Raw genomic sequence first — 13,267 nt, 5'->3', positions numbered from 1 at the left:
GCCGCCGGGGCACTGCGGCCTCCGTTGTCGGTGGCCGCCGCTAGCCTCTTGGACGTGCCCGCCCACATCACCGATCCCGAGCAGCTCAAAGAGCTCCTCGGCATCCCCTTCACCCCGGAGCAGACGGCCTGCATCGTCGCGCCGCCCGCCCCGCAGGTGATCGTGGCCGGAGCCGGGTCGGGCAAGACCACGGTGATGGCGGCCCGTGTGGTGTGGCTGGTCGGCACCGGCCAGGTCGCCCCGGAACAGGTCCTCGGCCTCACCTTCACCAACAAGGCGGCCGGTGAACTCGCCGAACGCGTCCGCAAGGCCCTCGTCCGCGCGGGCGTCACCGACCCCGACGTGCTCGACCCGGACCACCCGCCGGGCGAGCCGGTGATCTCGACGTACCACGCCTTCGCGGGCCGGCTGCTGACCGACCACGGGCTGCGGGTCGGGCTGGAGCCGACCTCCCGGCTGCTGGCCGACGCCACCCGCTATCAGCTCGCCGCGCGGGTGCTGCGCGAGGCGCCCGGGCCCTATCCGGCGCTCACCCGCTCCTTCCCCGACCTGGTCGGGGACCTCCTCGCCCTCGACGCCGAGCTCGCCGAGCACCTCGTACGCCCCGAGGACCTGCGCACCTGGGACGCCGGCCTCCTCGACTCCCTGGCAGGGGTCCGGCTCGGCAACGCCGACCTGCGCAAGGTCCCCGAGGCTGCCGCCGCCCGCCGCGAACTGGCGGACCTGGTGATCCGCTACCGGTCGGCCAAACGCGAACGGGACCTGCTCGACTTCGGCGACCAGATCGCCCTGTCCGCGCGGCTCGCCGGGCTGCCCGAGGTGGGCCGCGTCCTGCGCGAAGAGTTCCGGGTGGTGCTGCTCGACGAGTACCAGGACACGTCGGTGGCCCAGCGCGTGCTCCTGGCGGGCCTGTTCGGCAGCGGCACCGGCCACCCCGTGACCGCCGTGGGCGACCCCTGCCAGGCGATCTACGGCTGGCGCGGCGCCTCGGTCGCCAACCTCGACGACTTCCCCGAGCACTTCGAGCGGGCGGACGGCCGCCCCGCCGCCCGGCAGTCCCTCAGCGAGAACCGCCGCAGCGGCGGCCGCCTCCTCGACCTCGCCAACGGCCTCGCCGAGCCCCTGCGCGCCATGCACGCGGGCGTGGAGGCGCTGCGCCCCGCACCCGGCGCCGAACACGACGGCACCGTCCGCTGCGCCCTGCTGCGCACCCACGCCGAGGAGATGGACTGGATCGCCGACTCCGTCGCCCACCTCGTGCGCACCGGCACGGCGCCCGGGGAGATCGCCGTCCTGTGCCGCACGGCGACGGACTTCGCCCAGATCCAGGGGGCCCTGGTGGCGCGCGACGTGCCCGTCGAGGTCGTGGGCCTCTCCGGGCTGCTGCACCTGCCCGAGGTGGCCGACCTGGTCGCCGTCTGCGAGGTGCTTCAGGACCCGGGCGCCAACGCCTCCCTGGTCCGCCTGCTCACCGGTCCGCGCTGGCGCATCGGCGCGCGAGACCTCGCCCTGCTGGGCCGCCGCGCCCGGCTGCTCGTGAGCCACGCGCGCGTGGCGGGCGACGACGACCCCGACCGGAGGCTCGCCGAGGCCGTCGAGGGGGTCGACCCGTCGGAGGTGATATCGCTCGCGGACGCACTGGACACCTTCCTGGAGACGCCGCTGGACGGCACCGGGGACGACGACGGGCTGCCCTTCTCGCCGGACGCGCGCGTGCGCTTCGCCCGACTGGCCGCCGAACTGCGGGAACTGCGCAGGGCACTGTCCGACCCGCTCATGGACGTCCTGCACCGCGTCCTCGCCGTCACCGGTCTGGAGGTCGAGCTGTCGGCCTCGCCGCACGCGCTGGCCGCCCGCCGCCGCGAGACCCTCTCGAACTTCCTGGACGTCGCCGCGTCCTTCGCCGCGACCGACGGCGAGGCCACGCTCCTCGCCTTCCTGGGATTTCTGCGCACCGCCGCCCAGTACGAGAAGGGTCTCGACAACGCGCTGCCCGGCGGGGAGAACACCGTCAAGGTGCTCACCGCCCACAAGTCCAAGGGCTTGGAGTGGGACGTCGTCGCCGTGCCCGGCCTGGTCACCGGCACCTTCCCCAGCGGCCAGGGCCGGGAGAAGTGGACCGCGCAGGGCAAGGTGCTGCCGCACGGCCTGCGCGGCGACGCCGACACCCTGCCCGAGGTGCCGGCCTGGGACTCCCGGGGGCTGAAGGCCTTCCACGCGGCGATGAAGGAACACCAGCACACCGAGGAGCTGCGCCTCGGCTACGTCACCTTCACCCGCCCGCGCTCCCTGCTCCTCGGCTCCGGCCACTGGTGGGGGCCCAGCCAGAAGAAGCCCCGCGGGCCGTCCGACTTCCTCACGGCCCTGTACGAGCACTGCGTGGCAGGACACGGCGAGATCGAGGCCTGGGCGGACGCACCCGCCGAGGGCGAGGAGAACCCGGCCCTGCACCGCGCGGCGGACGACCAGGTCTGGCCGCTGCCCCTGGACGACGAGGCGCTCGCCCGTCGCCGGGCCGCCGCCGAGACGGTCCTCGCCCACCTGGACGGCCTCTCCGCCCCGGAGGCAGCGCTCCCCTCGCCCGGCCCGGACGCACACGCCGACCCGGACTGGCCGCCGCCGCCCGAGGACGACGACGCCCTCCAGGCGCGGGAGGCGCCCGGCTGGGCCGGGGACCCCACCGAGTACTCCATCGAGGACCCCGCCGATAATCCGACCGAGGACCCCGCCGACTGGGACTCCTGGGCCACGGACCGCCCCGCCACCGCGCCGGATCACCCGGCCATCCCGCCGGACCGCCCCACCGTCCCGCGCCAGGCGCAGGCGCCCCCTCCCGACCGACCCGACGCCAGCGTCCCCGACCGCCTCACGCCGGAGGAAGCACGCACCGTGGCCTCCTGGGACCGCGACCTCGACGCGCTCACCGGCGAACTGCTCCGCGCCCGGGAGAGCGTCACCGAAGTACCCCTCCCGGTATCGCTGACCGCCTCCCAACTGCTGAGCCTGGCCGCCGACCCGGACGGCTTCGCCCAGGAACTGGCCCGGCCCATGCCCCGCCCGCCCCGGCCCGCCGCGCGCCGCGGCACCCGTTTCCACGCCTGGGTCGAGGCCCGCTTCGAACCACTGACACTGCCCCTCCTTGAACCGGAGGAGCTGCCCGGCGGCGACGCCGAGATCGCCGACGAACAGGACCTCGAGTTCCTCAAGGACGCCTTCGAACGCACCGAGTACGCCCAGCGCGCCCCCTACCGCGTCGAGACGCCCTTCCAGTTGTCGCTCGCCGGCCGTGTCGTACGCGGCCGCATCGACGCGGTCTACAAGGCGGGCGACGGCAGGACGGCGACGTACGAGATCGTCGACTGGAAGACCAACCGCGCCGCCACCGCGGACCCGCTCCAGCTCGCGCTCTACCGCCTCGCCTGGGCCGAGCAGCAGCACGTACCGCTTGAATCGGTGACCGCCGCCTTCCTCTACGTACGCACCGGCGACGTCGTACGGCCCGAGGGCCTCCCGGACCGCGCCGCGCTGGAGAACCTGCTGCTGGCCGGACCGGTCGGTGACGAACCGCACGATCGGGGAGTCCCTTCGGGCCGATAGGCTCGTGAGCATGAGCCACTCCGTTGACAATGCTGTCAGCGCTGTCCGTACGTACATCGAGCAGCACCGCGCCGCCTTCCTCGACGACCTCGTCGACTGGCTGCGCATACCGTCCGTGTCGGCGCAGCCCGAGCACGCGTCCGATGTGCGCCGCAGCGCCGACTGGCTCGCCGCCGAGCTGAAGGAGACCGGCTTCCCGACCGTGGAGGTCTGGCCGACCCCGGGCGCCCCGGCCGTCTTCGCGGAGTGGCCCTCCGGGGACCCGCAGGCGCCCACGGTCCTCGTCTACGGCCACCACGACGTGCAGCCCGCCGCCCGCGAGGACGGCTGGAGCAGCGAGCCCTTCGAGCCCGTCGTCCGGGAAAACCGCCTCTACGCGCGCGGGGCGGCCGACGACAAGGGGCAGGTGTTCTTCCACACACTCGGTGTCCGCGCCCACCTCGCCGCCACCGGCCGCAGCGCCCCCGCCGTGAACCTCAAGCTGCTGATCGAGGGCGAGGAGGAATCCGGCTCCCCGCACTTCCGCGCCCTCGTCGAGGAACGCGCCGGCCGGCTCGCCGCCGACGCGGTGATCGTCTCCGACACCGGCATGTGGTCCGCGGACACCCCCACGGTGTGCACCGGCATGCGCGGTCTCGCCGAGTGCGAGATCCGGCTGCACGGACCCGACCAGGACATCCACTCCGGCTCCTTCGGCGGCGCGGTCCCCAATCCGGCGACCGCGGTCGCCCGCCTGGTGTCCGCCCTCCACGACGAGCACGCGCGCGTGACGGTCCCGGGCTTCTACGACGGAGTGGTCGAACTCACCGACCGGGAACGCGAACTCTTCGCCGAGCTGCCCTTCGACGAGCGGCAGTGGCTGCGGACCGCCCAGTCGTACGCAGCCCACGGCGAGGCCGGGTACACCACTCTGGAGCGCGTCTGGGCCCGCCCCACCGCCGAGGTGAACGGCATCGGCGGCGGCTACCAGGGCCCGGGCAGCAAGACGATCGTCCCGTCCTCCGCCATGGTCAAGCTCTCCTTCCGCCTGGTGGCCGGACAGGACCCGGACCACGTGGAGAAGGCCGTCCGCGCCTGGGTCACCGAGCAGGTGCCCCAGGGGGTCCGCTGCGAGATCGCCTTCGCCCCCGCCACCCGCCCGTGCCTGACACCGCTGGACCATCCGGCGCTCCGGTCGGTGGCCCGCGCGATGGGCCGGGCCTTCGGCGCACCGGTCCGCTTCACCCGCGAGGGCGGCTCCGGCCCGGCCGCCGACCTCCAGGAGGTCCTCGGCGCTCCGGTGCTGTTCCTCGGCATCTCCGTCCCGTCCGACGGCTGGCACGCCCCCGACGAGAAGGTGGAGCTGGACCTCCTCCTCAAGGGCGCCGAGACCTCCGCCCACCTCTGGGGAGACCTGGCGGAGCACTGGAGCCACGTCCCCTGAGGCCCCGCACGCACCGGCCCCGGAACGGCGAACACGCACGGCACACTGGAGAGACCGCCGCGCACCGCCGAGCCTCCGGGCCCCGGGCGCCCCCGCCGCACGACCCGCCGAACCGCCTGCCGAACCGAACCGCTCACCGGGGGAGTTGGAAGCACCCGTGACCACCTGGACCGACCAGACCGCCGACCGTCCCATTTCGCTCACCGCGCCCGGCGGCATCGACCGGGCCGCCCACCACCGCCTCGACGAGGCCTGGCTCGCGGCGGCGTGGAGCCACCCCTCGACGCGCTGCTTCGTGGTCTCCGGCGGTCAGGCCCTCATCGACGAGACGACCGACGGGCGCACCGAACTCGTCATGACCCCGTCCTTCGAGGCCCCGCTCACCGAGGCGCACCGCTACTTCCTCGGCACCGACGAGGACGGGGTCAGCTACTTCGCCCTCCAGAAGGACTCCCTGCCGGGCCGCATGGACCAGTCGGCGCGCCCGGCGGGCCTGCGGGAGGCCGGCCTGCTGCTGTCACCGCGCGACGCGGGCCTGCTGGTCCACGCGGTGGCCCTGGAGAACTGGCAGCGGCTGCACCGGTTCTGCTCCCGCTGCGGAGAACGCACCGTCATCGCCGCGGCCGGCCACATCCGCCGCTGCCCCGCCTGCGGTGCCGAGCACTACCCGCGCACCGACCCCGCGGTGATCATGGCCGTCACGGACGAGGAGGACCGCATCCTCCTCGGCCGCCAGGTGCACTGGCCCGAGGGCCGCTTCTCCACCCTCGCCGGCTTCGTCGAGCCCGGCGAGTCCATCGAGCAGTCGGTGCGCCGCGAGGTCCAGGAGGAGGCCGGGATCACCGTGGGCCCCGTCGAGTACGTCGCCAGCCAGCCCTGGCCCTTCCCGTCCAGCCTGATGCTGGGCTTCATGGCCCGGGCCACCTCGACCGAGATCGACGTCGACGGCGACGAGATCCACGAGGCCCGCTGGTTCTCCCGCGAAGAGCTCGGCGCCGCCTTCGAGTCCGGCGAGGTGCTGCCGCCCTACGGCATCTCGATCGCGGCCCGCCTCATCGAGCTCTGGTACGGCAAGCCGCTGCCGACGCGCAGCGCCTTCTGAGCCGGAGCCCGGCGCCCCGGCTCGGCCCGGACACGCCGAAGGGGCGGCCCTCCACAGTGGAGGGCCGCCCCTTCGGCGTGTCCGGGGGGCGTCCCGGCTACGCGCCGATCTTCTGCTTCACCTGCGCCAGCGACGGGTTGGTCAGCGTCGAGCCGTCGGGGAACAGCACGGTCGGCACCGTCTGGTTTCCGCCATTGGCCTTCTCCACGAACGCGGCGGACTCCGGGTCCCGCTCGATGTTGACCTCGGTGTACGCGATGCCCTCGCGGTCCATCTGGCCCTTCAGCCGACGGCAGTAGCCGCACCATGTGGTGCTGTACATCGTCACAGTGCCCGACATGTCTCTCGTGCTCCTTCGGCGACTCGGGAAAGCGGCGGCCGGGAAACGGCCGCACGAGGAGAACGTCCACGACGGCGTCACCATTCCCCTCCGCGTCCTCCTGCGCGTTCCCCTCCGCGCGGCGCCCGTCGCGAGTACCGGGCGACGCCCGTCGTATTTGTACGACTGTCAGTGCGTGCCTGTGGACAACCGACTCACGCGTCTCCTGAGACCTGGCAGCATGGCGGTGTGACAGCAGCAACGCACTCCACCCTCTTCCCGCAGGTACCGGACTCGGCCGACGCGGTGCTCGACGGGCTCGACCCCGAGCAGCGCGAGGTGGCCACCGCCCTGCGCGGACCGGTGTGCGTGCTGGCGGGAGCCGGCACGGGCAAGACCCGGGCGATCACCCACCGCATCGCCTACGGGGTGCGCGCCGGGATGCTCCAGCCCACCAGTGTGCTCGCCGTGACCTTCACCAACCGCGCCGCCGGGGAGATGCGGGGCCGGCTGCGCCAGCTCGGCGCCTCCGGGGTCCAGGCCCGCACGTTCCACTCGGCGGCGCTGCGCCAGCTCCAGTACTTCTGGCCGAAAGCGATCGGCGGCTCCCTGCCCCGGCTGGTCGACCGCAAGATCCAGCTCGTCGCCGACGCGGCCGCCGCCTGCCGCATCCGCCTCGACCGGGGCGAGCTGCGCGACGCCGCCGCGGAGATCGAGTGGTCCAAGGTGACCCAGACCGTCCCCGCCGACTACGCCGCCGCGGCGGCCGGGGCCGGCCGCCAGGCGCCGCGCGACCCCGCGGAGATCGCCCAGCTCTACGCCGCCTACGAGGACCTCAAGCGCGGACGCGGTGTCATCGACTTCGAGGACGTGCTGCTGCTGACGGTGGCGGTCCTCCAGGACCGGCACGACGTCGCCGAGCAGGTCCGCGCCCAGTACCAGCACTTCGTGGTCGACGAGTACCAGGACGTCAGCCCGCTCCAGCAACGCCTGCTGGAGCTGTGGCTCGGGGACCGCGACGACCTGTGCGTCGTCGGCGACGCCAGCCAGACCATCTACTCGTTCACGGGAGCAACCCCGGACCACCTGCTCGACTTCCGCGGCCGCCACCCGGGCGCCACCGTCGTCAAGCTGGTCCGGGACTACCGCTCCACCCCGCAGGTCGTCCACCTCGCCAACGGTCTGCTCGCCCAGGCCAGGGGCCGGGCGGCCGATCACCGTCTGGAGCTGGTCTCCCAGCGGCCCACCGGCCCCGATCCCGTCTACACCGAGTACACCGACGAACCGGCCGAGGCCGAGGGCGCGGCCCGCCGCATCCGCGAACTCGTCGACTCGGGCGTTCCGGCCGCCGAGATCGCCGTCCTGTTCCGGACCAACTCCCAGTCCGAGACCTACGAGCAGGCGCTCGCCGACGCCGGTGTCCCCTACCAGCTGCGGGGTGCGGAGCGCTTCTTCGACCGCCCCGAGGTGCGCAAGGCCAACAGCGCCCTGCGGGCCGCGGCGCGCTTCGGCGGCAACGACTCCCTCCTCGACGACGCCGTCGACCTGCCCTCGCAGGTGCGCGCGGTGCTGTCCGGGGAAGGCTGGCTCCCCGAGCCGCCGGCCGGGTCGGGCGCGGTGCGGGAGCGCTGGGAGTCGCTGGCCGCCCTGGTGGGTCTGGCGCAGGACTTCGCCGCCGCCCGGGCGGGCGCCACGCTGAGTGACCTCGTCGTGGAGCTCGACGAGCGGGCGGGCGCCCAGCACGCTCCCACCGTGCAGGGCGTCACCCTCGCCTCGCTGCACTCGGCGAAGGGCCTGGAGTGGGACGTCGTCTTCCTGGTGGGTGTGGCCGAGGGCATGATGCCGATCACCTACGCAAAGACCGACGAGCAGATCGAGGAGGAGCGCCGCCTTCTCTACGTCGGGGTCACCCGGGCCCGTGAGCGCCTGCACCTGTCCTGGGCGCTCGCCCGCTCGCCCGGTGGCCGTCCGAGCCGCCGTCCGAGCCGTTTCCTCAAGGGACTGCGGCCCGGCTCGGGCACGGCGGGCGGCCGGGCGGCGGCCGGGGGCCCCGGGGGAGTGGAACGCGGATCCGGAAGGGGCGGTACCGCGCCCGCCGTCCCGCGGCGCACCGCGCGCACACCGGCTCGCTGCCGGGTCTGCGGACGCTCGCTCACCGATGCCGGCGAGATGAAGCTGATGCGCTGCGAGGACTGCCCGTCCGACATGGACGAAGGGGTGTACGAGCGGTTGCACGAGTGGCGGGCGGTGCAGGCGGGACGCAGCGGGCAGCCGGCGTTCTGCGTTTTCACCGACAAGACGCTCATGGCGATCGCGGAGTCCGTGCCGGAGGACGAGCGTGAACTGGCCCGGATCCCGGGGGTCGGAGCCCGCAAGCTCAACCGTTACGGAGCCGAGGTGCTGGCCATCTGCGCAGGCCAGGAGGGAGTCGGGCTTGACGGGGACGACTGATACGAACTCGTCGAAAAAATAGTTTGCGCATGCCCCGGGAATCCCCATAGGTTCTTGGTCACGGGAACAGCGGCCTTCCCGGAGGCCCTGAATCCGTGTTGTACTTGCATATCCGTGGACTGGTTCGTCCCAGTCCCCCGAGACGCCGAGAGGAGGCGAGTCCAGTGATCAGCATCAACCACAGCTCCAGCGCCGGCTTCACCGCCAAAATGACCGATCGCTCGGCCGTCTCCCTGTGCGTGCTCGGCGCCTCCAACCCGGGCACCGGTCTGTCCGGCATCCGTGCCGTGCGTCCGGCCGCCTCCTCCGTTGCTCCCGCGGGCCTTCCCGTCCGCGAGCGCAATGAGCGACCGACCAAGGCACTGGAAGCAGCAGTAGCGGCACAGGCGCAGGCCTATGCCTTTACCGCGACCGGTGCCGGAATCCGGAAGCAGACGACGCAGCACCACCTGATGTGGGCCTTCCGTGGGCCAGAACCCTGGAGTGATCCAGCCTGATCGCCGATCAGGCCGGCGCCTTCAGGGCCGCGGAACCCCACCCGGGATCCGCGGCCCTTCTGTTTGTCCCCGAACGGGGACGACGGCACGAAGGAGCCTCGGGACAAGAAAAGAACCCGGTACCAAGCCGCCAACCGGCCAACCGGCCGGCACGACCAGACGAGGAAGACCACCCGTGCAACTCGAAGCGCACGCCCCGTCCGTACCGCCTTCCGACACGATCCCCAAGCCCTGTTCCACGGAGGACTCCGCCTTGACCCCGCTCACCGCGCTCACCGCGCTCGACGACGCCATCGAGAACCTCGGCGTGCCCGTCCCGTGCCGTTCCTACGACCCGGAGGTCTTCTTCGCCGAGTCGCCGGCGGACGTCGAGTACGCCAAGTCCCTCTGCCGCACCTGCCCGCTGATCGAGGCCTGCCTCGCCGGCGCCAAGGAGCGGCGCGAGCCTTGGGGCGTCTGGGGTGGCGAGCTGTTCGTCCAGGGTGTCGTCGTCGCCCGGAAGCGGCCCCGCGGCCGCCCGCGCAAGAACCCGGTTTCGGCATGAACATCGCAGGAACGATCGACCGTCCCCTCACGTACGACCCCCAGAAGCAGGCCCCGATGAAGCCGTCCACCCACGACATCGCAGGCTCCGCGCCTGAAGACCTCACCACCACCGGCGCGAAGGACTCGCGCCAGAACAGGACCCGCGAGATGCAACTCATCCCAGAAGCCCTGGCGCGTGCGCATATGCACGACCGCCTGCAGGAGGCGGAGCAGGAACGCCGGGCGCTGAGCCTGGCGACCGCCCGCCGGATGCAGCGCCGGGCGGAACGCGCCTCGATGCGCGCTCGCCGCGCGCTCGCCATGGCGGTCATGCAGTAGTGACGGCAATGCGGTAGTGGCGGTCATGCGGTAGTGACGGCAATGCGGTAGTGGCGGTCATGCGTAACCGAGACACCCGAAGCGGTGGTCTCCCGGTCCGGGAGACGAAGCTTCGCCCGGGGGGCCGGTCCGTGCGGACCGGCCCCCACGGGCCGTCCGGGTCCGTCCGGTGCCGGTGAACTCAGGCCTCCGCGGCGGTCTCCTCCACCGCGTGCCCGTCCTCGCCGGACCCGGATTCCGCCTCACTCGGCCTCGCCCCGGCACTCTGCCGCGGTCCAGCCTTCCGCTCCGGTTCGTCTGCCGCATCGTCTGCCGCTTCGTCGGCCTCCCGCTCCGGGACGAAACCGGTCAGCCACTCCGCCAGTTCGTCGCGCAGCCGGACCGTCGCGCCCAACTGGCACAGCACGCCGATCGTGCTCAGGGTCACCCGGTGGATCAGGAGGTAGGAGGGCGGCAGGTTGAGCTGCTTGGCCAGTTGGTACGCGGGGGAGCGGGGGTCGCCGATGCGGGCGGCCTGGCTGCGCATCCAGCCCCGGGTGAAGGTGAACTCCTCGGCCCGGGCCGGCTCGATGATCGGCAGGAGGTACTCGAGGACGGCGTCGGGGTCCAGCTCTATCGAGTCCCTGACGAAACCCTCCGTGCAGAGCATCTCGTACACCGCCTCCGCCTCGCCGTCCAGGGTCATGCGCAGGGCCTCGCCGATGGGCTCGGGCAGGCCGCCCGGGAGGCGGTCGACCGTGCCGAAGTCGAGGACACCCAGGCGCCAGTCGTCCTCACCGTCCGGCCCGCCGGGCAGCAGGCGGAAGTTGCCCGGGTGCGGGTCGGCGTGCAGGAGCCCGGTGCGTGCCGGGCCCGAGAAGAGGAAGTGGGCCAGCAGCTGACCGGCCCGGTCGCGCTGTTCCCGGGTGCCGTCCGTGATGATCTCCGAGAGCGGTGTGCCGTCGATCCACTCGGTGATCAGCACCTGCTCGCACTGGTGGACCACGTCCGGGACCAGAATGTCCGGATCGTCGGCGAACTCCTCGGCGTGGGTCCGCTGGGCATCGGCCTCCAGGTCGTAGTCCAGTTCCTCCGAGACCCGGTCCTTCAGCTCGGTGATCAGCGGCTTGACGTCCATGCCGGGGACCAGTGGGCCGAGCAGGCGGGCGAAGCGGCTGAGCTGGTTCAGGTCCGAGAGCAGCGCCTCGCCGGCGCCGGGGTACTGCACCTTGACCGCCACCTCGCGGCCGTCGTGCCACACCCCCCGGTGCACCTGGCCGATCGAGGCTGCCGCGGACGGCTTGTCCTCGAACTCCAGGAACAGCTCCTGCCAGTCCTCGCCGAGCCGCTCCGCGAGCACGGCGTGCACCGTGCGCGTCGGCATCGGCGGCGCGGCCTCCTGCAGCTTGGTCAGCGCGGCCCGGTAGGGACCGGCGACCTCCTCGGGCAGTGCCGACTCGAAGACGGACAGGGCCTGCCCGAACTTCATCGCGCCGCCCTTGAGCTCGCCCAGGACCTTGAACAACTGCTCGGCGGTCCGCTGCTGCAACTGCTGGCCGACGATCTCCGCGGACTCGCCCACGATCCGCTTGCCGAGCCCCCAGGTGGCCCGCCCGGCGAAGCCGAGCGGGAGCGCGGCGAGCTTGGCGGTCCGGGTGACCGCCTTGCGCGGAAGATCAGACATGCGCCCTCCAAGTCCCAGCCGGCCGCGTCGGTCCCACTCCGTGGCGTGCTGCCGACGGCGGCCCTTGCCCAGCCATTGTCGCTCCCCTGGCCCCGTCCTCGGCGATGTGTTCCTGCTTACCTTCCGCGGCGGCCCCGCACGGGCAGGCCGGATGTGCGGCGACCGGTCGCGCGTGCCACCGCAGAGCCGGCAGCGAGACCTCCCAGCGGACGCCGGTGCCGGCGGGCGTGCCGCCGTCCAGGAAGGCGAGGGCGTGCGCCGCCGCGAACCCGGCGACGGTCGCCGCGAGGGTGAGGTCGCAGGGCGGCACCGGGCGCGGCCGGCCGGAGCGCCACTGCGCCACCAGGCGGGGCCAGGCCGGATCGCGGTCGGTGCGGTCCGCGTACAGGCAGCCGGCGCACCCGGTCTCCCCGGGGAGTACGAGCGGGCCGACGACGCCGGTGCCTTCGACGACACCCGCGTACAGGTGGGGCGTCCCGGAGGCCATCAGGGATTCCACCGAGGCGGGGTCGGGGGTGTGCACCGCGACGTCGTCGCGCGGAGCGACGACCACGAGGGAGAGGCCCGGGCCGTTCCCGTCGGGCGGCGCCGCCGGGCTGCGGCGCGGCGGCCCGCCCGGGGCGGCCGCGCGGACGACCCGGCGGGCCGCCGCGTCCCGGCGGTCGCCGACGGACCGGGCGGGCAGGCCGCCCGGGGCGACGTCCCACGGCTCGACACACCCGCCGTCGCGCACGTCGACCTCGCCGACACCCGCGCCGGACAGCAGGCCGGCCAGCGCCGCGCCCACCCGTCCCGCTCCCCGCACCCCCACCCGCAGGGCGCGCCGGGCCGCCAGGTGTCTGATCGCGTCGCCCGGCGCGGAGGTGGTCAGCGACAGTGTGGCCAGGTCGGGACGGAGCCGGTCGAGGACGTCCTTCTTCTCCCGCAGGGCCTCGGCGGCCGGCCCGCCGCCCCGGGAGTCGTCGAGCAGGCCGGCCCCCGCGAGTCGCTCCACCACCCGGTCGACGTGTCCTTCCGGCAGGTCCATGCGGTGGCCCTCCTCACGCAGGAGCGCCGGGCCGCGGGTGCCGTTGAGCAGTTCGAGGAAGCCGCCCGTCGCCGTGTCCACCGGGGCGAGCGTGAGCGCGTGCGCCGGCGTCATACCGAACTGCACCGTGTTCAGATCGCGCCAGCCGCGCCTGAGCGCGGGCTTCACCATCGGATGCATGACAGGTCCCCCGTACGTGGTCGAAAGTCGCCGACCGCCGAGAGCGGCCGGACGTCCCCGTGCAGCCGGCGATGGTCGGCCGCACAGTCCAAGGACGGAGACCGTCGTGCGGTCCCGAGGTCGTGCGGTCCCGAAGTGCGTGCG

General features: G+C 73.3%; 10 protein-coding genes. 7 read left to right on the top strand and 3 right to left on the bottom strand.

Going from position 1 to position 13,267, the window contains the following annotated elements; translation table 11 throughout:
* Nucleotides 1-54: 54 nt before the first annotated feature.
* The 3 genes from IG94_RS0109075 to nudC all read left to right on the top strand — a co-directional run bounded on the left by IG94_RS0109075 (nt 55) and on the right by nudC (nt 6,122).
* Entirely contained in the window at nt 55-3,597 is a 3,543-nt protein-coding gene (locus IG94_RS0109075; RefSeq protein ID WP_043483284.1) for an ATP-dependent helicase, read from the top strand.
* Nucleotides 3,598-3,607: 10 nt separating this feature from the next.
* Entirely contained in the window at nt 3,608-5,020 is a 1,413-nt protein-coding gene (locus IG94_RS0109070; protein WP_031033243.1) for a dipeptidase, read from the top strand.
* Nucleotides 5,021-5,177: 157 nt separating this feature from the next.
* Nucleotides 5,178-6,122, top strand: a complete 945-nt coding sequence (gene nudC, locus IG94_RS0109065) for an NAD(+) diphosphatase (RefSeq protein WP_031033241.1) — start codon at nt 5,178-5,180, stop codon at nt 6,120-6,122.
* 97 nt (nt 6,123-6,219) lie between these two features.
* Here nudC and IG94_RS0109060 read toward each other — a convergent pair whose 3' ends face one another.
* A complete protein-coding gene (locus tag IG94_RS0109060; RefSeq protein WP_031033239.1) occupies nt 6,220-6,462 on the bottom strand; it encodes a mycoredoxin in 243 nt (80 codons plus the stop codon).
* 171 nt (nt 6,463-6,633) lie between these two features.
* Here IG94_RS0109060 and IG94_RS0109055 point away from each other — a divergent pair, with 171 nt between their 5' ends.
* The 4 genes from IG94_RS0109055 (at nt 6,634) to IG94_RS0109045 (ending at nt 10,253) form a co-directional block, all read left to right on the top strand.
* Nucleotides 6,634-8,892, top strand: coding sequence for an ATP-dependent DNA helicase UvrD2 (locus IG94_RS0109055; protein ID WP_308043520.1), 2,259 nt, complete (start codon nt 6,634-6,636; stop codon nt 8,890-8,892).
* 164 nt (nt 8,893-9,056) lie between these two features.
* Nucleotides 9,057-9,389 (top strand): hypothetical protein, encoded by a 333-nt coding sequence (locus IG94_RS40275; RefSeq protein WP_078535640.1) that lies wholly within the window; start codon nt 9,057-9,059, stop codon nt 9,387-9,389.
* A 175-nt stretch (nt 9,390-9,564) separates the two neighbouring features.
* A complete protein-coding gene (locus tag IG94_RS0109050) occupies nt 9,565-9,933 on the top strand; it encodes a WhiB family transcriptional regulator (protein ID WP_031033236.1) in 369 nt (122 codons plus the stop codon).
* The gene (locus IG94_RS0109045; protein WP_031033235.1) at nt 9,930-10,253 is read left to right on the top strand and encodes a hypothetical protein; all 324 of its coding nucleotides are present in this window, start codon (nt 9,930-9,932) and stop codon (nt 10,251-10,253) included. The genes IG94_RS0109050 and IG94_RS0109045 overlap by 4 nt, the downstream gene beginning before the upstream one ends.
* A gap of 181 nt (nt 10,254-10,434) precedes the next feature.
* On the opposite strand, the gene IG94_RS0109040 is transcribed toward IG94_RS0109045, so the two are convergent.
* Nucleotides 10,435-11,916 (bottom strand): ABC1 kinase family protein, encoded by a 1,482-nt coding sequence (locus IG94_RS0109040; RefSeq protein WP_078892233.1) that lies wholly within the window; start codon nt 11,914-11,916, stop codon nt 10,435-10,437.
* Nucleotides 11,909-13,123, bottom strand: coding sequence for a TOMM precursor leader peptide-binding protein (locus tag IG94_RS0109035; RefSeq protein WP_031033233.1), 1,215 nt, complete (start codon nt 13,121-13,123; stop codon nt 11,909-11,911). Before IG94_RS0109035 ends, IG94_RS0109040 begins: the two co-directional genes overlap by 8 nt.
* Between the last annotated feature and the right edge of the window lie 144 nt (nt 13,124-13,267).

This window comes from Streptomyces olivaceus (genome assembly GCF_000721235.1).
Lineage (GTDB): Bacteria > Actinomycetota > Actinomycetes > Streptomycetales > Streptomycetaceae > Streptomyces > Streptomyces olivaceus.
Note: the sequence above shows the minus strand (reverse complement) of the source record. Positions and strands in the feature narration are given on the sequence as shown.

Bases quoted from the DNA above. Each gene is read 5' to 3' on its own strand.
- IG94_RS0109070 (WP_031033243.1), top strand. From the start codon at position 3,608: ATGAGCCACTCCGTTGACAATGCTGTCAGCGCTGTCCGTACGTACATC.
- IG94_RS0109060 (WP_031033239.1), bottom strand. From the start codon at position 6,462: ATGTCGGGCACTGTGACGATGTACAGCACCACATGGTGCGGCTACTGC.
- IG94_RS0109045 (WP_031033235.1), top strand. From the start codon at position 9,930: ATGAACATCGCAGGAACGATCGACCGTCCCCTCACGTACGACCCCCAG.
- IG94_RS0109040 (WP_078892233.1), bottom strand. From the start codon at position 11,916: ATGTCTGATCTTCCGCGCAAGGCGGTCACCCGGACCGCCAAGCTCGCC.
- IG94_RS0109035 (WP_031033233.1), bottom strand. From the start codon at position 13,123: ATGCATCCGATGGTGAAGCCCGCGCTCAGGCGCGGCTGGCGCGATCTG.